The sequence below is a fragment of the Paraburkholderia sp. RL17-347-BIC-D genome (assembly GCF_046027915.1).
Classification (GTDB): domain Bacteria; phylum Pseudomonadota; class Gammaproteobacteria; order Burkholderiales; family Burkholderiaceae; genus Paraburkholderia.
This window is the reverse complement of the sequence record NZ_JARESS010000006.1, coordinates 137755-158863: the sequence shown is the minus strand read 5'-3', so window position 1 is coordinate 158863 and position 21109 is coordinate 137755. Positions and strand designations below refer to the sequence as shown.

Sequence of the window (21109 nt, the reverse complement as noted above, 5' to 3'; positions counted from 1 at the left end):
AGGCGACTCCATTGGAGTCGCCTTTTTCTTTGCCGCAGCCGGCAGCGGCGTGGAGCACATCGCTGACTGGCTTCGGGAAACTCAGTGACGCTCAATAATCCGCGTCTTCAATCCATGCAGCCTGAATCGCCTCGAGGATCTTTTCGTTCGACCGGTTAGGATCGTCGTCGAATCCTTCCAGCTCGGTGACCCAACGGTGCAAGTCGGTGAAGCGCACCTGTTGCGGATCGATGTCCTGGTGCTTGTCAGTCAGGGCCATCGCGATGTCTTGCGTATCGGTCCACTTCATGGCTGCATCCTCCTGTTAGTGGTTTTCCTTCGCGTGATTGATCGAGTAGCGAGGGATTTCGACAACCAGATCCTGCTCCGCCGGCACCATGGCCTGGCACGACAGACGCGAGGCCGGTTCGAGCCCCCACGCCTTGTCCAACAGATCGTCCTCGTCTTCCTCCGATGGCGTCAAGGCGGCGAAACCCTCACGCACGATCACGTGGCAGGTCGTGCACGCGCACGACTTCTCGCACGCGTGCTCGATTTCAATGCCGTGTTCGAGCAAACTGTCGCAGATGCTCTTGCCGGGCACGGCATCGATCACCGCGCCTTCCGGGCACAGTTCGACGTGAGGCAGCACAACGATTTGAGGCATACATTTTCCGTTTGGGTCTGAGGCACGGCCGCCGCAAACAGGCTCCGTACGATTTTACTGGCGCCGCGCGGACTTTTTAAGTCCACGCGGCGCGATTCGATTCTTTGCGGCGGACCGACCGGGCGGCCCGCCCTGCCGCAACCGCAGCGCTCAGATCTCGTCGAGCTTGCGGCCGGCGAGCGCGCGGCGAATGCCCTTGTTCATGCGGCGGGCGGCGAATTCGTCAGTGCCTTCGGCGAGGGTTTTGGTGGCGGCTTCGATCGTGTCGACATCCTCGCTTTGCGCGACGTTGCGTAATGCATCGAGCAGCGTGTCGAGCTCGGCGCGCTCGCTGTCGTCGAGCAGTTCGGCGTCGGCGGCAAGCGCGGCGTCGGTGGCCTCCACGAGTCGCCGCGCTTCGACTTGCGCTTCGCGCAGCGCGCGAGCGCGCATGTCGACTTCAGCGGTCGAGAAGCTGTCTTCGAGCATTCGGGCGATGTCGTCGTCGGCGAGACCGTAGGACGGCTTGACCACCACCGACGCCTCCACGCCCGAGCCCTGCTCGCGCGCGAACACGGACAGCAGGCCGTCGGCGTCCACCTGGTACGTCACGCGAATGCGCGCCGCGCCGGCAGCCATCGGCGGAATGCCGCGCAACTCGAAGCGCGCGAGCGAGCGGCAGTCGCTGACGAGCTCGCGCTCGCCTTGCACGACATGGATCGCCATGGCCGTCTGGCCATCCTTGAAAGTCGTGAAATCCTGTGCGCGCGCGACCGGAATCGTCGAATTGCGCGGGATGATTTTCTCGGTCAGACCGCCCATCGTCTCCACGCCGAGCGACAGCGGAATCACGTCGAGCAGAAGCCACTCTTCGCCGTCCGCACCGCGATTGCCCGCGAGCAGATCGGCCTGGATCGCCGCGCCGAGCGCGACCACCTGATCCGGGTCGAGATTGATCAGCGGCGGTTGGCCGAAGAGCGATTCGACCGCGCGGCGGATCACCGGCATGCGCGTCGCGCCGCCGACCAGCACCACGCCCTTGATTTCCTTCGTCGTGACTTTGGCGTCGCGCAGCGCCTTCTTGGTCGGTCCGAGCGTGCGCTGAACCAGCGCCTGCGTGATGGCCTCGAAAGTGGCTTCGTCGATCGTCAGATCGATCTGAGCGCCGTTCGAGAGCGTGGCCTGTAGCTTCGCACTCGGCGCGTCCGACAACGCCTCCTTGGCCACGCGCACGCTGTCCAGCAGCAAGCGCACGTCTTCCGGTGCGAGGGTTTGCGGCGCGATGCCGGCTTGCTCCAGCACATGGCGATACAGCGCGTGGTCGAAATCGTCGCCGCCGAGCGCGGAGTCGCCGCCCGCCGCGAGCACTTCGAACACGCCCTTGGTGAGCTTGAGAATCGACAGATCGAAGGTGCCGCCGCCGAGGTCGTACACGGCGTACAGCCCCTCGGAACCGTTGTCGAGGCCGTAGGCAATCGCGGCCGCGGTCGGTTCGTTCAGGAGGCGCAGCACATTCAGGCCGGCCAGACGCGCGGCGTCCTTGGTCGCCTGACGCTGGGCTTCGTCGAAGTAAGCGGGCACGGTGATCACCGCGCCGACCAGTTCGTCGCCGAGCGAGTCTTCGGCGCGCTGACGCAGCGTCGCGAGAATTTCGGCCGACACTTCGACCGGGCTCTTCACGCCGTCGATGGTGCGGATCTGCACCATGCCGGGTGCATCGATGAAATCGTACGGCGCGTTTTCGGCGCCCTCCACTTCCGCCTTGCCTCGGCCCATGAAGCGCTTGACCGAGACGATCGTGTTGCGCGGATCGCTTGCGGCCTCGGCCTTGGCCGTGCGGCCGATACGGCGGCCGCCCTTTTCCAGGTAGCGCACCACCGACGGCAGCAGCACGTGGCCGTCTTCGTCGGGGAGCACATCGGGCACGCCGCTGCGCACGGCGGCAACGAGGGAGTTGGTGGTGCCGAGATCGATACCGACCGCCAGACGCCGCTGGTGGGGCGCCGGCGCCATGCCGGGTTCGGAGATTTGCAGTAGGGCCATCTGGATCTTCTCGGAGCCGCTCGGCCCCGTCCTGAATTTTCGCGTTGCTGGTTGTAATGCTACGGCTATTCTCGCGGTTGCCGCTGCGCTCGCGCGCGGCGCAACACGCACGGCGCGTTCGGGCTCGCTAGTTCTCGAGCCGCTCGATCTGCGTGCCGATTTCCGACGCCACCCGCTCGATGAACATCAACTGCCGCACCGCCTCGCCCGCGGCCTGATTCGCGCCGCTGTCGAGCAAGGCGCCGAGCTTGTCGAAACGCACGCGCTCTTCGTCGCGCAGTTCGGTCAGCAAGGCGTCAAGCGCATCGACGTTCTTCGCCGCGGCCGCGTCCTCGATGCCTTCACGCCATTCCATCTGCTGCATCAGGAACGCCGGCTCCATCGCCGTATTGTTCTCCGCGCCGACGTCGATGCCGCGCAGATGCAGCAGATAGGTGGCGCGCTTCAACGGATCGCGCAGCGTCTGATACGCCTCGTTGGTGCGCGTCGCCCATTGCATCGCGATGCGCTTTTGCGCGTCGCCGGCCGCCGCGAAGCGGTCTGGATGCACTTGCGCCTGCACCGTGCGGTAGGCGTGATCGAGCGCTGATGCGTCGAGCGCGAATTGCGCCGGCAGATCGAACAGGTCGAAGTGGCTGTCGTTCAGCGAGGCCATCGGATAAAAGGAGTCCGTTCAGGAAAGCGCACCGGAGTGCAGTCTAAAAACGCGGCTCGGCAGAGCCTAGCGGCACAGGCGAATTCGCGGATGAAACTAAAAAGGCGGCCCGCGCCGCCTTTGATCCGCTGCACGCGGAATGTCCGGATTTACACGCGGAACGATTCGCCGCAACCGCATTCGTCCTTCACGTTCGGGTTGTTGAACTTGAAGCCTTCGTTCAGCCCTTCACGTGCGAAGTCGAGTTCGGTGCCGTCGATATAGGCGAGGCTCTTCGGGTCGACAATGAGCTTCACGCCGTTGCATTCGAAGACTTCGTCTTCGGGCGCGAGTTCGTCCACGTACTCGAGCTTGTAAGCCAAGCCGGAGCAACCGGTGGTGCGCACGCCGACGCGCAAGCCGACGCCCTTACCGCGACGGTTCAGATACTTCTGGACGTGCTGTGCTGCCTTTTCGGTCAACGTAATTGCCATAGCGTTTCTCATTGCGCAGTGCGTGCCAGTCATTCTTCTGCCTGTTCACGCGCTGCTACCCTGCCTGCATCAAATATCGCTCGGACCGGACGGCCCGCTGCAAATTCGCGCCGCCGCCCGTTTCGATTCACCTGAAAACCGCGCTGAAACCGCGCCGCAATCACCGCTTAAGCGTGTTGCTTGTCGCCTTCGACGACTGCTTCACCGTGGCGTTGCTTGTAGTCGGCGACCGCTGCCTTAATCGCGTCTTCCGCGAGGATCGAGCAGTGGATCTTCACCGGCGGCAGCGCCAGTTCTTCGGCGATCTGCGTGTTCTTGATCGACATGGCTTGATCGAGCGTCTTGCCTTTCACCCATTCGGTGACGAGCGAGCTCGACGCAATCGCCGAACCGCAGCCATACGTCTTGAACTTCGCGTCTTCGATGATGCCGTCCGCGCCCACGCGGATCTGCAGCTTCATCACGTCGCCGCATGCCGGCGCGCCGACCATACCGGTACCGACCGCATCGTCGTCCTTCGCGAAGGAACCGACGTTGCGCGGGTTTTCGTAATGGTCCAGAACCTTGTCGCTATAAGCCATGATTACACTCCTTGATCCGTTTCAACCTGCAATTGCAATTCGATGAATTCGATATCGTCCCAAACCCGGCGCGTCAGTGCGCTGCCCACTGGATGGTCGAAATATCGATCCCGTCCTTGTGCATTTCCCACAGCGGCGACAAATCGCGCAGCTTCGAAATCTTGGTCTTCAGCAGGTTGATCACGTAATCGACGTCCTGCTCGGTCGTGAAGCGGCCTACCGTGAAGCGGATCGAGCTGTGCGCCAGCTCGTCGTTACGGCCCAACGCGCGCAACACATACGACGGTTCCAGCGAAGCCGACGTACAGGCCGAGCCCGACGACACCGCCACGTCCTTCACCGCCATGATCAGCGACTCGCCTTCGACGAAATTGAAGCTGATGTTCAGGTTGTGCGGCACACGCTTTTCCATGTCGCCGTTCACATACACTTCTTCCATTTCCGACAGGCCGCGCAGCAGACGGTCGCGCAGCATGCGGATGCGTTCGTTTTCCGTCGCCATTTCTTCACGTGCGAGACGGAACGCTTCGCCCATGCCGACGATCTGGTGCGTGGCCAGCGTGCCCGAACGCATGCCGCGCTCGTGACCGCCGCCGTGCATCTGCGCTTCGATACGGATACGCGGCTTGCGGCGCACGTACAGCGCGCCGATGCCCTTCGGGCCATACGTCTTGTGCGCCGAGAACGACATCAGGTCGACCTTCAGCTTTTGCAGGTCGATCGCGATCTTGCCGGTGGCTTGCGCTGCGTCGACGTGGAAAATGATGCCCTTTTCACGAGTGATCTCGCCGATCGCCTCGATGTCCTGGATCACGCCGATCTCGTTGTTCACCGACATGACCGACACCAGAATCGTGTCCGGACGCAGCGCGGCCTTGAGCTTTTCCAGGTCGATCAAGCCGTCGTCCTTGACGTCCAGATACGTGACTTCGAAGCCTTCGCGCTCGAGTTCGCGGCAGGTGTCGAGCACGGCCTTGTGCTCGGTCTTCACCGTGATGATGTGCTTGCCCTTGCTCTTGTAGAAGTGCGCGGCGCCCTTGATGGCCAAGTTGTCCGACTCCGTGGCACCCGAGGTCCAGATGATTTCGCGCGGATCGGCGTTCACCAGCGCGGCGACATTCTCACGCGCTTCTTCGACTGCGCGCTCCGCCGCCCAGCCATACGAGTGGCTGCGCGATGCGGGGTTGCCGAACTGCTCGCGCAGATACGGAATCATCTTGTCCACCACGCGCGGATCGATCGGCGTCGTCGCGCTGTAGTCCATGTAGATGGGCAGATGGAGAGTGTCGTTGTTCATCAATTGCTCCGGGGACGTCATATGCTCTGGCTTCTGGGTTTCTTATCAGGCTGCGGTGACTGCTCGATACCGCGCCTAGGAACCGGCCATGTTGAAAACGGAATTGGGCCCTTTCGGCGCCACGCGGACGGGTTCGACCGCCGGCGCTTCGTTGCGCCTGTCGCGCAGTACGGCCGGCGCGCCTTCGCGCGAACGCTGCTGATCCACCAGATCTTTCAGGGAGACCGAATCGAGGTACTCGACCATTTTCTGGTTCAGCGTGGACCACAGTTCATGCGTCATGCAGTGGCCGTCGTGCTGTTTGGTACCCTCGCAGGAGCCCTTGCCGCCGCATTGGGTGGCATCGAGCGGCTCGTCGACGGCGATGATGATGTCGGCCACGGTCACGTCTTCGGCGCGGCGGGCCAGATTGTAGCCGCCGCCCGGTCCGCGCACGGACTCGACGATTTCATGACGACGCAGCTTGCCAAACAGCTGCTCGAGGTACGACAGGGAGATGTGTTGGCGCTGGCTGATACCCGCAAGCGTCACCGGGCCCTGCTCCTGGCGCAGTGCCAGGTCAATCATCGCCGTGACGGCGAAACGGCCTTTCGTGGTGAGTCTCATATGGTGTGGGAACCGCAATTCTCGACAAGTTTTGTCAAGTATAAATACATGAGCGATTTAGTCAAGTATCCCTACCGCGATTTGGGTCATTTGCTTAATTGTTGGATAAGCCCGGCGCGCTCTCTCGCCAAACTCTACACAAGCAATTGGGGACGTAACGCCGTAATCAGGCCACGGCAGGCCGCTTCACACTGATCCAGTACCTGCTCGAAACCTTCCGCGCCGCCGAAATACGGGTCGGCGACTTCGCGGGCGCCGCTCCAGCGGGCGTCCGCTTCGGGGACAAACTCCATCAGCAGACGGATCTTGTCGCGTTGCTGCGGCGGGCACACCTGGCGCAGCGCGGCGACGTTTTTGTCGTCCATCGCAATGAGCAGGTCGAAGCGTTCGAAATCCACCGCGGCGACCTGGCGGCCGCGCAAGGCGGCGAGTTGATATCCGCGCCGGCCGGCCGCCTGCTGCGCGCGCTCGTCCGGCGGCTCGCCGATGTGCCAGTCACCCGTTCCGGCGGAGTCGATCAGAATGCGCTCCGTGAGCTTCGCCTCGCCGACCAGATGGCGCATCACACCTTCCGCGGTCGGAGAACGGCAGATGTTCCCGAGGCAGACAAAGCAGATGGATACGGTTTTCATCAAGGGGCTTTTTCAGACACGCGACGCGCGTAGGACGACTGTTAACAAACGGTGCCGCGATTATACAAAGCTGGCCGGAATCTCGCCGGAAGCCGGCGCGCTCGCGGCACCGAGGCACCGAGGCACCGAGGCACCGAGGCACCGAGGCACCGAGGCACCGAGGCACCGAGGCACCGCAATGATGAGGTAACCGATCCGCTCGCGCTTAACCGTGTGCTTACGACGCTTCCGCGATCGGCACCGCCGTAGCGGCGCGCATAGGTTTGGCCGGCAGCGTCGCGGTGTCGTCGATCATGCCGTACGAGACGGCACGTGCAAGTTCAGCCGTGAGTTGAGCGGCCGCGAGCGGAGCCTGCGGGGCGCGCGACGCAGCGTCGCCGCAAATATGCAGATAAGCAGCCGCAGCGAGCGGTACAACGATGGCGAGGGGCCAGTACACCGATATTGTCTTTTTCATGATGTCGTTTCTTCCGATTAGGGGCAGATGAGTTTGCAACCCACTATGCCCAGTGCAAATGCTATAGGAATTCGCAATCGGGAAAAACCCACTGGCGCGAGATAGAGCGTTGCTCCGAATGGAACAGTGAATTCACGTTTTGCGGCGCACGACGTCGACGCTCGTCATGGCACAAGAAAGAAATCCTTACAAACACATACAAAGCTCTTGTGACGGATGACGATAATAGCGGTCTTACAGAAACAAAATCTCGCACTGGTCCATCACCATGAAACGCTTCGCACCCATCGCCTGCCTCGCTGTCGCCACCCTGCTCGGCGGCTGCGCGGTCTATCCGGACGGCACGCCGATGTACAGCAATGGCTACGGCGGCGGTTACAGCGGCTATGACGATTACGACGGCTACGCCACCGGCGTGCCGGTCGTGCCACAAACCAACGTCTACATGGGCTACAGCAACTACTCTGGCCCCGGCTATTACGACGGACCCGGCCGCTATTACGGACCGGGCTACGGCGGCTATCCGAACCGGGGCCGGCCGAACAACGGCAACTATGGAAACAACGGCAACCACGGCGATAACGGCGGTTGGCACGGTCAGCCGAATGGCGGCTCGCACGGCGGGCCGCCGCCTCAAGGCGGCGTGGGCGGGCCGCGTGGCCCGAGCGGATCGAATGCGCCCCGGCCGGGCGCTGCCAGCCCGCCGCCTCCGCCGCCGCCGTCGCAGCAGGCGGGCAATGGCGGCGGTCGTGGTAATGGCAATAATGGGGGCGCCCCCGTGCGAGGGGCACCGGGCCGACAGCCTGGCCAGATGACGGACCACTGAGCGCCGCTGGTCGCATAGTTGCGCGGTTCGCATGCGTATCTGTCAACGCACGCATACCGCGCTCCGTTTTCTGCGGCAACGTCCTGAACGGCAGACGGAGACAGCCGCCAAACGGCACGGCCATGACTTAGATAGCGCGGCGCCGGAATCACCGGCTCGCGCGCAACGCCACCAACCTCTAAAAATACGACGGCGCGCTTCGCCCAGAACGCCCGCTCAGCCGATATGACTGCGCTGCGCCGCGTACAACTCCCTGAACGTTCGACCGACCGGAGCGGGCATATCCCGCGTATTGGTCCAGCCCGCGCCGCCCAACGGCAATTTGGCAATCGACCGATTCCTTCCGCCCATGCGTTCCAGCACGCGCACGGCCAGCTTCGTGAAAAGCGCGTAAGCATCCGGATGCAGCGCGAGAAAACCCCACACGGCAAGTCCGGCGCGCTCTTTCCAGGGCCGCAGATGGCGCTCCACCTGCTTCTCGCGCAGCTTGCGCAACAGATCGGATAGCGGAATGCCCACCGGGCACACGCTGTTGCACTCGCCGCACAAAGTCGCGGCCTGCGGCAAATCCAGCGCCTTGTCGATGCCGACGTAGCTCGGCGTCAACACCGAACCCATCGGGCCGGGATAGACCCAGCCGTACGCGTGGCCGCCCACCTTCTGATACACCGGGCAATGGTTCATGCACGCGCCGCAGCGGATGCACCTCAGCATTTCCTGGAAGTCGCCGCCGATCAGCCCCGTGCGCCCGCCGTCGACGAGCACCACATACATATGCGCAGGACCGTCCTGGTCGCCCTCGCCGCGCGGCCCCGTCAACACGGAAAAATAGTTCGAGGTGGTCTGCCCGGTCGCTGAGCGCGGCAAAAGACGCATCGCCGTGGCCAGATCTTCGAGCGTAGGCAGCACCTTCTCGATGCCCGTCACCGCCACATGCACGCGCGGCATCACGGTGCACATGCCTTCGTTGCCCTCGTTCGTGACCAGCACGACCGAGCCCGTTTCCGCCACCACGAAATTGCCGCCGGTCACGCCCATGTCCGCGGTCATGAAATGCGGGCGCAGCATCTCGCGCGCTTCGCGCGTCATGTCGGTAATTTCGGTCAGGCGCGGCCGGTTGTGAGTCTTCGCGAACAGGTCGGCGATCTCGTCCTTATCCTTGTGGACGACTGGGGCGATGATGTGGCTCGGCGGCTCGTTGTCGTTGATCTGCAGGATGTACTCGCCCAGATCGGTTTCAATGGATTGGACGCCCATTTGCCCGAGCACTTCGTTCAGGCGCATTTCTTCAGTGACCATCGACTTGGTTTTGATGACCTTCTTCACCTCGTGCCGGCGCGCAATGTCGCCGACGAGCCGCGCGGCCTCCTGGGTCGTCTCGGCAAACAGCACCGTCACGCCGCGCCGGGCCGCTTCGCGCTCGAAGGTTTCCAGCCACACGTCGAGATTCTCCAGCGCGCGATTGCGGCGCTCCTTCAGCGCGGCGCGCGTGGCGGGAAAATCAATCGCTGTCATGGCCGTGGCGCGGGCCGACACGAACTTGGTCGACAGCTTGGTGAGGTTCTGCTGCAGACGCTGGTCGGCGAGTTTCTGACCGGCGCGTGCCTTGAATTGCATCGATTGGACTTGCATGGCGGCCTTATGCGTATTCGAGCGAAGCGGGCAAAACAGGCGAAGCGCGACTGAAGTACGAGTCAAGCGCGCGTATCTGAAAATCAGCGTTACACGTCGCCGGCCAGCACCTGCGCGATGTGCAGCACGCGCGTGGTGGCGTCGCCGGTACGTCGCAAACGGCCTTCAATATTGAGCATGCAGCCGAGGTCGCCGAGCACCACCGTGCCGGTGCCGCTTGCGCTGATATTCGCGCACTTTTCGTCGACGATCGCCGTGGAGATGTCGCCGTACTTGACCGCGAACGTGCCGCCGAAGCCGCAGCAATGCTCGCAGTCCTTCATCTCGTTCACTGTGACGCCGACCTGCGCCAGCAAAGCGCGCGGCTGCGCCTTCACGCCGAGCTCACGCAGCCCGGAGCAGGAATCGTGGTACGTGACCTGACCCGCGAACTCGCCCGGCTGCAATTGCACCTTGGCCACGTTCACGAGGAAATCGGTCAGTTCGAACACCTTGGCGCGCAGCCGGCCGAAGCGGTTCATCAGTTCCGGATCATCGGCGAAAAGATCGCCGTAATGCACGCGGATCATGCCGCCGCACGAACCGGACGGGACCACGACGTAATCGAACTGTTCGAACTCGCGCAGGGTTTTCTCGGCCAGATCGCGCGCGATGCGCCGTTCCCCGGAGTTGTACGCGGGTTGACCGCAACAGGTTTGGGCGGGTGGCACCACCACCTCGAATCCGGCGCCTTCGATCAGCTTGATGACCGAAAAACCGATCTCGGGACGCATCAGGTCGATCAGGCAGGTAACGAACAATCCGACTCGCATGAGCCCTCCTTCGGGAAAACGTCCCTGATTATCCGCTGTTTGCCGCACAATACCAACGGCCGGAAGGCATAGGACGAAAGCCGCTGAAATTGGAATTGGCGTTCCAATCGCTTTCCTTCTTTTCACAATACGGGATACAATCAATTTCCGCTGTTTGACGCGTCAACCGATTCCTCCCATGAGCGATACGAACCCGGATCCCAAAACTTCGATCCAGGTGATCGAACGCATGATGCGCTTGCTCGACGCACTCGCTGCGCATAGCGACCCGGTCAGCCTGAAAGAACTCGCCATCCGCACGGAGCTGCATCCGTCCACCGCGCACCGCATCCTCAACGACATGGTGATGTGCCGTCTGGTCGACCGGTCGGATCCCGGCACTTACCGTCTCGGCATGCGCCTGCTCGAACTGGGCAATCTGGTGAAGGCGCGCCTGTCGGTGCGCGACGCGGCACTCACGCCGATGCGCGAACTGCATCGTCAGACGGGCCAGACGGTGAATCTGTCGGTACGTCAGGGCGACGAGATCGTCTATATCGAACGTGCTTATTCCGAGCGTTCCGGCATGCAGGTGGTGCGGGCGATCGGCGGACGGGCGCCGTTGCATCTGACCTCGGTAGGCAAGCTGTTCCTCGCCGCCGACGAATCCACTCGCGTGAGGGCCTACGCCACGCGCACCGGCTTGTCGGGCCACACGCAGAACAGCATCACCGACCTGACCAAACTGGAGCGCGAACTCTCGCACGTGCGCCAGCAAGCCTGCGCGCGCGATAACGAAGAGCTGGAACTCGGCGTGCGCTGCATCGCCGCCGGCATTTACGACGACACCGGCAAACTGGTTGCCGGTCTGTCGCTGTCGGCGCCGGCGGATCGGTTGCAGGATTCCTGGCTCGGCCAGCTTAGCCAGACGGCGCTGATGATCTCCGCGTCGCTCGGCTACCGGCCGCAACCCGCGCAGGACCATTCGCATAGCCATCACGCGTAAGCCCGGCGCTGGGCTTACGCTCAAGAAACAAAAAAGCCTCGCAACTGCGAGGCTTTTTGTTTTCATGCGGCCGGTCCGGAAACCGGCCACCGAGCAAACGCTTCAGGTACCCGGACCGCTGGCGTCCGCACTAGTAATCCGCGCCTCGCCGCCGCCGTTATCCAGCCACGTGCGCAGACGCGTAGCGTCCGCGAACCGCGAGTACTTACCCGACGAGTCGAGCAACACCATGATCATCGGACGGCCGTGAATGGTCGCCTGCATCACGAGGCACTCACCCGCTTCGTTGATAAAGCCGGTCTTTTGCAGACCGATATCCCACGTCGGGTTACGCACCAGCGCATTGGTGCTGTTGTACGCCAGCGAGCGCTTGCCGGTGTACACCTCGTAGCTGTGATCGGTCGAGAACCTGCGGATCACCGGATACTGATACGCCGCGTTGACCATCTTCACGAGGTCGCGCGCGCTCGACACGTTCTGGCTCGTCAAACCCGTGGGGTTTTCAAAGTGCGTGTCGGTCATGCCGAGTTGCTTGGCCTTCGCGTTCATGGCCGCGAGGAACGCCGGACGGCCGCCCGGGAAATAACGCGACAGCGCCGCGGCCGCGCGATTTTCCGATGCCATCAGCGCGATATGCAGCATGTCTTCACGCGAGAGCACCGAGCCCACCGACAGACGCGAGCCGGTGTTCTTTTCGTAGTCTCGGTCTTCGTCCGTGACTTCGATCTGGTCGGTCATCGGCTCTTTCGAGTCGAGCACCACCATCGCGGTCATCAGCTTGGTGATCGACGCGATCGGCACCACGGCGCGCGAGTTCTTGTCGAACAGCGACTCGCCCGAGTTCTGATCGATCACGTAGGCGACGCTCGAGCGCAGCATGAGCGCGTCCGGCGTTTCGTGCAGACCGAAAGCCTGGCCGACGCTCGGCTGACGCGGTTCGTACGCGATGCGGCGCACCACCGAGTGGTGACGGCCGTTCGACGTGTACGTCACGCGCTTGCGCTTGACGCCCGCGCGCGGCGCGTCGTCGTCAGCGGCTACGGTTTTTGCGGCCGCGCCTTTGGTCGCTTTCGAGGCCTTGCCCGACACCTTTTCAGGAGCGGCAGCCGGCTTCTTGGCCGCTTTGGCGTGTTTGGAGGTTTTTGCAGGTGCATCGGGCGTGGCGGCAAAAGCGCTCACGGGCGTGGCGAACGCCGCCGCGATGACCATGGAGGCGGCCACCGACAGAGCGGTGCTGCGGGCCGCGCCGTGGATCACTTTTAGCGACGAAAACATGTCGGTTTTCATGGGTGTTCGGTAGGGAGCGGCGAGAGGTTTCCGCAAGTGTAGTAAAACAACGAAAAATTAGCAATTTGAAGCACTTATACGCGCTCCTTAAACCGGCTTGTAAGCTCCGATCGCAAAAACACGAATAAGTGCCGTGCATCGATCGAAAAAAACGATCGCCGGCACGTTACGCCTCGCCGCTGCCGCCATACGCCGGAATCGAGGTGATTCTTCCAGCATAACGGCAATTTCGAGACAACCTTGATCAGGGGAAATACGGTCAGAGCACGGGCGGTCAAACTGCCAGTGCAACAGCACGCGGCAGCAGTCGCTGCAGCGAGGTTGTTAAACGCCTGCTGCAGACTGCAACGCGCATTCGACCAGCATGAAACATTAACGTTCCGTGACACTTTCCGGTTTACACCAAATCGACCGCCGAAGACTTTTTTAACAATTGCCGGATGTTAGCGTCCCCACTTAGCCCGCGTTTGTCGGTCAAATTGACCTTACAATTCAGTAATAAATACAGCATGATTAGGCACCGGCGCGGTGCGGCGGTTAAATCGACCTGCGTCATAAGGATGTCATGCCGATCGCATAACACTATGTTTTATCAGTAGTTTCTTAATATTGTGCGACGCACAAAAAGCGCTTGACATTCTTTGTAACCATCCTAAAATGGGAACCATTGCTGCGATGCACAATACATCGCGGTCCGGCGGGACGCACCATGTGTCTCACCATTCACCCAATGCGGTCCGCACAGACAGACCGCGATCCAGGAGCGTAAACCATGACTCTGCTGACCCCTGAGCAATTCGCCGCAGCCCAGAAAGCCAACTTTGAAACGTTGTTCGGCCTGACGACCAAAGCATTCGAAGGCGTCGAAAAGCTGGTTGAGCTGAACCTGCAAGTCGTGAAATCGACGCTCGCGGAAAGTCAGGAAAATGCTCAACGCGCCCTGTCGGTCAAGGACGCGCAAGAATTGCTGGCTCTGCAAGCAAGCCTTGCACAGCCGGTGGCTGAAAAGGCGTTGTCGTACGGTCGCCACGTGTATGAGATCGTTTCGGCAACGCAAGGTGAATTCACCCGCGTCGCGGAAGCGCAATTCGAAGAGCAAAACCGCAAGGTCCAATCGCTCGTCGAAAACGTCGCCAAGAATGCACCGGCTGGTTCGGAAACCGCTGTCGCCGTGATGAAGTCGGCTATCACCGCCGCTAACACCACGTACGAAACGGTTCACAAGGCAACGAAGCAAGCTGTCGAAATCGCTGAAAGCAACTTCAATGCAGCTGCAACGGCCGCATCGAAGGCAGCTTCGCAAGCCGCCGCACAAGCATCGCGCTCGGCCAAGAAGGCAGTCTAAGCTTCAGTCTCAAGCATCACTCTGCAGGCATCACCCAACGCCGGCACAGCTCAAACGCTGTGCCGGCGTTACCGCAAGCAACAGCGTCGTGTCGTTGCCGCTCACACGGTGTTAATTGGCCGAACGCTCCGATACGTTGAACGGCGTATCGTTTGCCCGGCGAAAGGCCGGGATTTTTTTACCCGACGCTTTTTCGCCGTCGCCCGAGTCGTTCAGCATGTATTGATGACGCCGTCGTCGCGCGGCAACCGCCCTACTCTGCTGCCCAAAGAAAAAAACGGCGCGCCCTTTGCGGGGCGCGCCGTTTTTATTTGCATCATCGAATCCGCCTGCACGAATGCAGACGGACCGAATCGCCTTACTTCTTTTTCTGCGGCGGCAGGTCGGTACAGACGCCTTCGTACAACTCGGCGGCCATGCCGATCGATTCGCCGAGCGTCGGATGCGGGTGAATCGTCTTGCCGATATCCGTTGCGTCCGCACCCATTTCGACCGCGAGACAGACTTCGCTGATCAGGTCGCCCGCGTTCAGACCGACAATCCCTCCGCCGATCACGCGATGCGTTTCCTCGTCGAACAGCAGCTTGGTGAAGCCTTCGTCGCGGCCGTTGGCGATTGCGCGGCCCGAAGCGGCCCACGGGAACACCGCCTTGCCATACTTGATGCCCTCGGCCTTCAACTGGTCTTCCGTCTTGCCGGCCCAGGCCACTTCCGGATCGGTGTAAGCCACCGACGGAATCTGCAGCGCGTCGAAGTATGCCTTTTCGCCGTGTGCGACTTCGGCGGCGACGTGAGCTTCATGCACGGCTTTGTGCGCCAGCATCGGCTGACCGACGATATCGCCGATCGCGAAGATGTGCTGCACGTTGGTGCGCATCTGCTTGTCCACGTCGATGAAGCCGCGATCCGTCACCGCAACGCCGGCCTTGTCCGCGCCGATCTTCTTGCCGTTCGGCGAACGACCGACGGCAACCAGTACGAGGTCGTAACGTTGCGCTTCGGCCGGGGCCTTCTCGCCTTCGAACGACACATAGATGCCGTCGTCTTTCGCTTCGGCCGCCGTGGTCTTGGTCTTCAGCATGACGTTGGCGAAACGCTTGCTGTTGTACTTCTCCCAGACCTTGACCAGATCGCGGTCCGCGCCGGCCATCAGGCCGTCGAGCATTTCGACCACGTCGATCTGCGCGCCGAGCGTGGCGTACACCGTGGCCATTTCCAGCCCGATGATGCCACCGCCGACCACCAGCATGCGTTGCGGAATCTGCCGCAGTTCGAGCGCACCGGTCGAATCGACCACACGCGGATCTTCGGGAATGAACGGCAGCTTCACCGCTTCCGAGCCCGCGGCGATGATCGCCTGCTTGAACTTGACGACCTTCTTGCCGCCCTCGACCTGCACTTCCATATGATGCGGATCGACGAACGAACCCGTGCCCGTCACGACTTCGACCTTGCGCATCTTCGCCATGCCGGCGAGACCGCCGGTGAGCTTCTTGACGACGCCCGACTTGAAGTCGCGCAGCTTGTCGAGATCGATTTGCGGCTTGCCGAACGTGATGCCGTGCGAGCCGAGCGCTTCGGCTTCGTCCATCACCAGCGCTGTGTGCAACAGCGCCTTCGACGGAATACAGCCGACGTTCAGACATACGCCGCCGAGCGTCGAGTAACGTTCGACCAACACCGTCTTCATACCCAGGTCAGCAGAACGGAACGCCGCCGAATAGCCGCCGGGGCCCGAACCGAGCACGAGCATGTCGCACTCGATATCCGCGTTGCCGGAGAAGCTGCCCGCTTGCGGAGCGGGCGCAGCCGCCTTGGCCGGAGCCGCCGCCTGCGGTTTTGCTTCCGCTTGAGCGGGCGCTTTCTCAGGTTCCTTGGCCGGAGCCTTCGGTGCATCTTTCGCGGGAGCCGCGTCCGCCGATGTTTCGACGAGCGCGATCACCGTGCCTTGCGAGACTTTGTCGCCGGCTTTGACGCGGACTTCCTTGACCGTGCCGGCGGTATCGCTCGGCACTTCGATGGAGGCCTTATCGGACTCGAGCGTCATCAGCGCCTGTTCGTTCTCGATGACGTCGCCCGCTTTGATATTGACTTCGATGACATCGACATCCTTGAAGTCACCGATATCCGGCACTTTTACTTCGACGAGACTCATTAGTGTCCCCTTCTCTTATTGATCGTGATGAAGGAAGAACCTCAAAAAAGCAGCCCAAAAGCTGGCAGCGCGGCGAACAGAATCATCCTTTGCAGTCCGCCCAAGGACGCGCCTTTCTTTTGCCTACTTTTCTTTGGAAGACAAAGAAAAGTAGGTGCCGCCCCGCACAGGGGCGACGCTAATAGACCGACAAGAAATCAGGTTCTACAGAGAGACGCGGATCACAAACAAAAAGAAACCCGCGCCCCGCGCAACCACCACATCAAAGAATCACACGCCGGAAATCGGCAAGAAGCGCCCCAAGATACGCATTGAACCGCGCCGCTGCAGCACCATCAATCACACGATGGTCATACGACAAAGAAAGCGGCAAGATCAGACGCGGCACAAACTGCTTGCCGTCCCAAACCGGCTTCATCGCACCACGCGACAACCCGAGAATGGCGACTTCAGGCGCATTGATAATCGGCGTGAAGTTCGTGCCACCAATGCCACCCAAAGAAGAAATCGAGAAGCACCCACCTTGCATCTGATCCGGCTTGAGCTTGCCATCGCGCGCTGCCTTCGACAGATCCGCCATTTCCTTGGCGATCTCGATCAAACCTTTCTTATCCGCATCGCGAATGACAGGAACGACCAGACCGTTCGGCGTATCAGCCGCAAAGCCGATATGGAAGTACTGCTTGAACACCAGGTTATCGCCGTCGAGGCTGGCGTTGAACGTCGGGAACTGCTTCAGGGCGGAAACCACGGCCTTGATCACGAAAGCCAGCATGGTGATCTTCACACCGGCCTTTTCGTTTTCCTTGTTCAACTGCACGCGCAGCGCTTCGAGATCGGTGATATCCGCTTCGTCGTTGTTCGTGACGTGCGGAATCATGACCCAGTTGCGATGCAGATTCGCGCCCGAAATTTTCTTGATACGCGACAGCGGTTTCGGATCGATCGGACCGAACTTCGTGAAGTCGACCTTTGGCCACGGCAGCAGATTCAACTCGCCGCCACCCGCGGCAGCCGGTGCAGCAGCGCCAGCCGGCGCGGCACGCTGGCCGGTCATGACGCCCTTGATGAAGGCAGTCACGTCGGCTTGCGTAATGCGGCCCTTCGGACCCGTGCCCTGCACCTGCGTCACGTCGACGCCGAGTTCGCGCGCGAACTTGCGCACGGACGGCGATGCATGGCTCGCATGGCGCGCGCCGCCTTCGCCGGCCGGAATCACCGGTGCCTGAGCGAGCGCCGACGGAGCCGCCGGAGCCGGCGACGGTGCAGCCGGCGCATCGGACGGCTTCTCGACCTCCTGCCTGGGAGCCGGAGCCGGCGCAGCCGCGCCGCCTTCCGCTTCCACGACCACGATCACCGAGCCTTCCGACACGGTATCGCCGACCTTGACCTTCAGTTCCTTGACGATGCCGGCAGCCGAGCTCGGCACGTCCATGGTCGCCTTATCGGATTCGAGCGTCACCAGCGACTGCTCTTTCTCGACGCGATCGCCGACCTTCACCGCGACTTCGATCACGGGAATGTCTTTGTAGTCGCCGATATCCGGCACTTTGACTTCCTGCAGACCACCGCCACCGCTGGCGGCAGGCGCCGGCGCGGCCGCGGGTGCGGCCGAAGGTGCCGGAGCCGGTGCGGCGGCAGGCGCCGGAGCCGGTGCGGCCGCGCCGCCTTCCGCACCTTCCAGCACGACGATCAGCGAACCTTCCGACACGTTGTCGCCGACCTTGACCTTCACTTCCTTGACGACGCCGGCGGCCGAGCTCGGCACGTCCATGGTCGCCTTGTCGGATTCCAGCGTAACGAGCGATTGCTCTTTTTCGACGGTGTCACCCGCCTTCACCAGCACCTCGATCACAGGAATGTCCTTGTAATCGCCGATGTCCGGCACCTTGACTTCGATCGCTTGACTCATTGTTAGTGTCTCCTGGGCCGCGCACGCGGCCTGCCCCTGGCGATCAGGGGCGGGCGCGCACGCCATGGCACACGGGGAATGATGCCTTAGACGGTCATCGGGTTGGGTTTGGCGGGATCAAGGTTGTACTTCTTGAGCGCCTCGGCGACTACCTTGCGTTCGATCGTGCCTTCATCTGCGAGTGCATTCAACGCGGCAACCGTGACCCAGTAGCGGTCGACTTCGAAGAAGTGGCGCAGCTTTTCGCGCGTGTCCGAACGGCCGTAGCCATCCGTGCCCAGCACGACGAACTTCTGCGGCACGAACGCGCGGATCTGTTCGGTCAGCGCGCGCACATAGTCGGTCGAGGCGATGACCGGACCTTGTGCGTCCTTGAGCAGCTTCTCGACGTGCGAGAGCTTCTTTTCTTCGGTAGGGTGCAGCAGGTTCCAGCGCTGCACTTCGTGGCCTTCGCGAGCCAGTTCGGTGAAGCTCGGCACGCTCCACAGATCGGCGGCGACACCCCAGTCGTTCTTCAGCAGATCGGCGGCGGCGATCACTTCGTTGAAGATCGTGCCCGCGCCCATCAGTTGCACGCGCGGCGCCTTCTTGTCGGCTTCGGCCTTACGGAACGAGTACATGCCCTTGATGATGTCGGCCGCTACAGATTCGCCCTGCGGAATCGCCGGGTGCTCGTAGTTCTCGTTCATCACCGTGACGTAGTAGTACACGTCTTCCTGATCCGCGACCATGCGGCGCAGGCCGTCCTGCATGATGACCGCGAGTTCGTAACCGAACGTCGGATCGTAGCTGATGCAGTTCGGCACCGAAGCCGCCCACAGCAGCGAGTGGCCGTCTTCGTGTTGCAGGCCTTCGCCGTTCAGCGTCGTGCGGCCGGCCGTGCCACCCAGCAGGAAGCCGCGCGAACGCATGTCGCCCGCCGCCCATGCCAGATCGCCGATGCGCTGGAAGCCGAACATCGAGTAGAAGATGTAGAACGGAATCATGATCTCGCCGTGCGTCGAGTAAGACGTCGCGGCTGCGATCCAGTCGGCCATACCACCGGCTTCGTTGATGCCCTCCTGCAGAATCTGACCGGTTTCCGACTCACGGTAGAACATCAACTGGTCGGAATCTTCCGGCACGTACTTCTGGCCTTCCTGATTCCAGATACCGATCTGGCGGAACAAACCTTCCATACCGAAGGTACGCGACTCGTCCGGCACGATCGGCACGATGCGCTTGCCCAGCGCCTTGTCTTTCAGCAGGATGTTCAGGATCCGCACGAACGCCATGGTCGTGGAGATCTCGCGGCCTTCGCCCGTGCCCTTCAACAGCGGCTCGAATGCCGACAGTTCCGGCACCGGCAGCGACTCGGCCTTCTGGCGACGCGCCGGCAGATAGCCGCCGAGGTCCTGACGGCGAGCACGCATGTACTCCAGTTCCTTCGAACCTTCTTCGAACTTGAGGTACGGCACGTTGACGAGGTCTTCGTCGGCGATCGGCAGGCGGAACTGGTCGCGGAATTTCTTCAGCTGATCCACGTGCAGCTTCTTCTGCTGGTGGGTGATGTTCATCGCCTGGCCGGCTTCGCCCATGCCGTAGCCCTTGATCGTCTTCGCGAGAATGACGGTCGGCTGGCCCTGCGAATTCGACGCTTCCTGGAACGCTGCGTAGATCTTGTGCGGATCGTGGCCGCCGCGGTTCAGATTCCAGATTTCCTCGTCGGACCATTCGGCGACCAGCGCCTTCAGTTCCGGCGTGTTGAAGAAGTGTTCGCGCACATACGCGCCCGACTCCGACTTGTACGTCTGGTACTCGCCGTCGACCACATCCATCATGCGGCGCATCAGCGCGCCCGACTTGTCGCGTTGGAACAGCGCGTCCCAGCGGCTACCCCAGATGACCTTGATGACGTTCCAGCCGGCGCCGCGGAATTCGCTTTCCAGTTCCTGGATGATCTTGCCGTTACCGCGCACCGGACCGTCGAGGCGCTGCAGGTTGCAGTTGATCACGAACACGAGGTTGTCGAGCCGTTCGCGGCCGGCCATGCCGATCGCACCGAGCGATTCCGGCTCATCCGTTTCGCCGTCGCCGAGGAAGGCCCAGACCTTGCGGCCGTCGGTCTTCGCAATGCCGCGCGCCTGCATGTACTTCATGAAGCGCGCCTGATAGATCGCCATGATCGGGCCGAGGCCCATCGAGACGGTCGGGAATTGCCAGAAGTCCGGCATCAGCCACGGGTGCGGGTACGACGAGATGCCCTCGCCGCCCACTTCCTGACGGAAGTTGTCGAGCTGGTTCTCGGTCAGACGGCCCAGCAGGAACGCGCGCGAGTAGACGCCCGGCGACGAGTGGCCCTGCACGAACACGAGATCGCCGCCATGTTCGGCCGACGGCGCATGCCAGAAGTGGTTGTAGCCGACGTCGTACAACGTGGCGGCGGAAGCGAACGAGGCGATGTGGCCGCCGACGTTGGTGTCCTTGCCGGCGCGCAGCACCATCGCGATGGCGTTCCAGCGCGTGTACGAGCGGATACGGTGTTCGATGTCCTGATCGCCGGGGATCTTCGCCTGACGCGAAACCGGGATCGTATTGATGTAAGGCGTGTTGGCCGAGAACGGCAAATGTTCGCCATGCACGCGGGCGAATTCAATCTGTTTCTCGATCAGGTAGTGAGCGCGATCTGGGCCCACAGCAGAAATCACGCCATCCAGCGCTTCAAGCCATTCGCCGGTTTCCTGGGGATCGTCGTCTTTTTCAGCAGCGACATATTTCATGACTTCGTCGGGTACAGCGGACATGCT

19 protein-coding genes are annotated in these 21109 nt (G+C 61.9%); 3 read left to right on the top strand and 16 right to left on the bottom strand.

The features are described from left to right. Window positions 1-91 precede the first annotated feature (91 nt). From iscX to P0D96_RS10925, 10 genes are all read right to left on the bottom strand, one after another. A complete protein-coding gene (gene iscX / locus P0D96_RS10970; RefSeq protein ID WP_007181290.1) occupies window positions 92-289 on the bottom strand; it encodes a Fe-S cluster assembly protein IscX in 198 nt (65 codons plus the stop codon). 15 nt (window positions 290-304) lie between these two features. After that, window positions 305-646 carry an ISC system 2Fe-2S type ferredoxin gene (gene fdx / locus P0D96_RS10965; RefSeq protein ID WP_097389705.1) on the bottom strand — a complete coding sequence of 114 codons (342 nt, stop codon included), beginning with the start codon at window positions 644-646 and terminating at the stop codon, window positions 305-307. Between the two features lie 150 nt (window positions 647-796). After that, on the bottom strand, window positions 797-2668 hold the full coding sequence (gene hscA / locus P0D96_RS10960; RefSeq protein WP_408313382.1) for a Fe-S protein assembly chaperone HscA: 1872 nt from the start codon (window positions 2666-2668) through the stop codon (window positions 797-799). A 127-nt stretch (window positions 2669-2795) separates the two neighbouring features. After that, complete coding sequence (gene hscB / locus P0D96_RS10955) at window positions 2796-3323, bottom strand: Fe-S protein assembly co-chaperone HscB (protein WP_408282742.1); 528 nt, start codon at window positions 3321-3323, stop codon at window positions 2796-2798. Between the two features lie 149 nt (window positions 3324-3472). Continuing rightward, window positions 3473-3796 (bottom strand): iron-sulfur cluster assembly protein IscA, encoded by a 324-nt coding sequence (gene iscA / locus P0D96_RS10950; RefSeq protein WP_012433565.1) that lies wholly within the window; start codon window positions 3794-3796, stop codon window positions 3473-3475. Window positions 3797-3963: 167 nt separating this feature from the next. Further along, window positions 3964-4377, bottom strand: coding sequence for a Fe-S cluster assembly scaffold IscU (gene iscU / locus P0D96_RS10945; RefSeq protein WP_028199493.1), 414 nt, complete (start codon window positions 4375-4377; stop codon window positions 3964-3966). Window positions 4378-4450: 73 nt separating this feature from the next. Then, window positions 4451-5674 (bottom strand): IscS subfamily cysteine desulfurase, encoded by a 1224-nt coding sequence (locus P0D96_RS10940; protein ID WP_132373828.1) that lies wholly within the window; start codon window positions 5672-5674, stop codon window positions 4451-4453. 75 nt (window positions 5675-5749) lie between these two features. Next, window positions 5750-6280 carry a Fe-S cluster assembly transcriptional regulator IscR gene (gene iscR, locus P0D96_RS10935; RefSeq protein ID WP_094783140.1) on the bottom strand — a complete coding sequence of 177 codons (531 nt, stop codon included), beginning with the start codon at window positions 6278-6280 and terminating at the stop codon, window positions 5750-5752. Window positions 6281-6414: 134 nt separating this feature from the next. After that, on the bottom strand, window positions 6415-6912 hold the full coding sequence (locus P0D96_RS10930) for a low molecular weight protein-tyrosine-phosphatase (RefSeq protein WP_408175852.1): 498 nt from the start codon (window positions 6910-6912) through the stop codon (window positions 6415-6417). 217 nt (window positions 6913-7129) lie between these two features. Next, window positions 7130-7369 (bottom strand): hypothetical protein, encoded by a 240-nt coding sequence (locus tag P0D96_RS10925; protein ID WP_408175851.1) that lies wholly within the window; start codon window positions 7367-7369, stop codon window positions 7130-7132. 268 nt (window positions 7370-7637) lie between these two features. Between P0D96_RS10925 and P0D96_RS10920 the strand changes: the two genes are divergently transcribed. Then, complete coding sequence (locus P0D96_RS10920; protein WP_408313379.1) at window positions 7638-8195, top strand: hypothetical protein; 558 nt, start codon at window positions 7638-7640, stop codon at window positions 8193-8195. A gap of 216 nt (window positions 8196-8411) precedes the next feature. On the opposite strand, the gene P0D96_RS10915 is transcribed toward P0D96_RS10920, so the two are convergent. Both P0D96_RS10915 and P0D96_RS10910 read right to left on the bottom strand, forming a co-directional pair. After that, window positions 8412-9827 carry a lactate utilization protein B gene (locus P0D96_RS10915; protein WP_408282749.1) on the bottom strand — a complete coding sequence of 472 codons (1416 nt, stop codon included), beginning with the start codon at window positions 9825-9827 and terminating at the stop codon, window positions 8412-8414. A gap of 89 nt (window positions 9828-9916) precedes the next feature. Further along, window positions 9917-10639, bottom strand: a complete 723-nt coding sequence (locus P0D96_RS10910) for a (Fe-S)-binding protein (RefSeq protein WP_408175848.1) — start codon at window positions 10637-10639, stop codon at window positions 9917-9919. A gap of 178 nt (window positions 10640-10817) precedes the next feature. Here P0D96_RS10910 and P0D96_RS10905 point away from each other — a divergent pair, with 178 nt between their 5' ends. Then, the gene (locus P0D96_RS10905) at window positions 10818-11624 is read left to right on the top strand and encodes an IclR family transcriptional regulator (RefSeq protein WP_132373822.1); all 807 of its coding nucleotides are present in this window, start codon (window positions 10818-10820) and stop codon (window positions 11622-11624) included. Window positions 11625-11726: 102 nt separating this feature from the next. Here P0D96_RS10905 and pbpG read toward each other — a convergent pair whose 3' ends face one another. Next, window positions 11727-12911 carry a D-alanyl-D-alanine endopeptidase gene (gene pbpG / locus P0D96_RS10900; RefSeq protein WP_408175847.1) on the bottom strand — a complete coding sequence of 395 codons (1185 nt, stop codon included), beginning with the start codon at window positions 12909-12911 and terminating at the stop codon, window positions 11727-11729. Window positions 12912-13683: 772 nt separating this feature from the next. Between pbpG and P0D96_RS10895 the strand changes: the two genes are divergently transcribed. Then, window positions 13684-14256, top strand: coding sequence for a phasin family protein (locus P0D96_RS10895; protein WP_095418901.1), 573 nt, complete (start codon window positions 13684-13686; stop codon window positions 14254-14256). Between the two features lie 358 nt (window positions 14257-14614). Here the strand turns inward: P0D96_RS10895 and lpdA are convergent, their stop codons facing one another. The 3 genes from lpdA to aceE all read right to left on the bottom strand — a co-directional run bounded on the left by lpdA (window position 14615) and on the right by aceE (window position 21106). Next, window positions 14615-16411, bottom strand: a complete 1797-nt coding sequence (gene lpdA / locus P0D96_RS10890) for a dihydrolipoyl dehydrogenase (RefSeq protein ID WP_408313377.1) — start codon at window positions 16409-16411, stop codon at window positions 14615-14617. Between the two features lie 262 nt (window positions 16412-16673). After that, window positions 16674-18323, bottom strand: coding sequence for a dihydrolipoyllysine-residue acetyltransferase (aceF, locus tag P0D96_RS10885; RefSeq protein ID WP_408175845.1), 1650 nt, complete (start codon window positions 18321-18323; stop codon window positions 16674-16676). An 86-nt stretch (window positions 18324-18409) separates the two neighbouring features. Next, on the bottom strand, window positions 18410-21106 hold the full coding sequence (gene aceE / locus P0D96_RS10880) for a pyruvate dehydrogenase (acetyl-transferring), homodimeric type (RefSeq protein WP_132373818.1): 2697 nt from the start codon (window positions 21104-21106) through the stop codon (window positions 18410-18412). Window positions 21107-21109 lie beyond the last annotated feature (3 nt).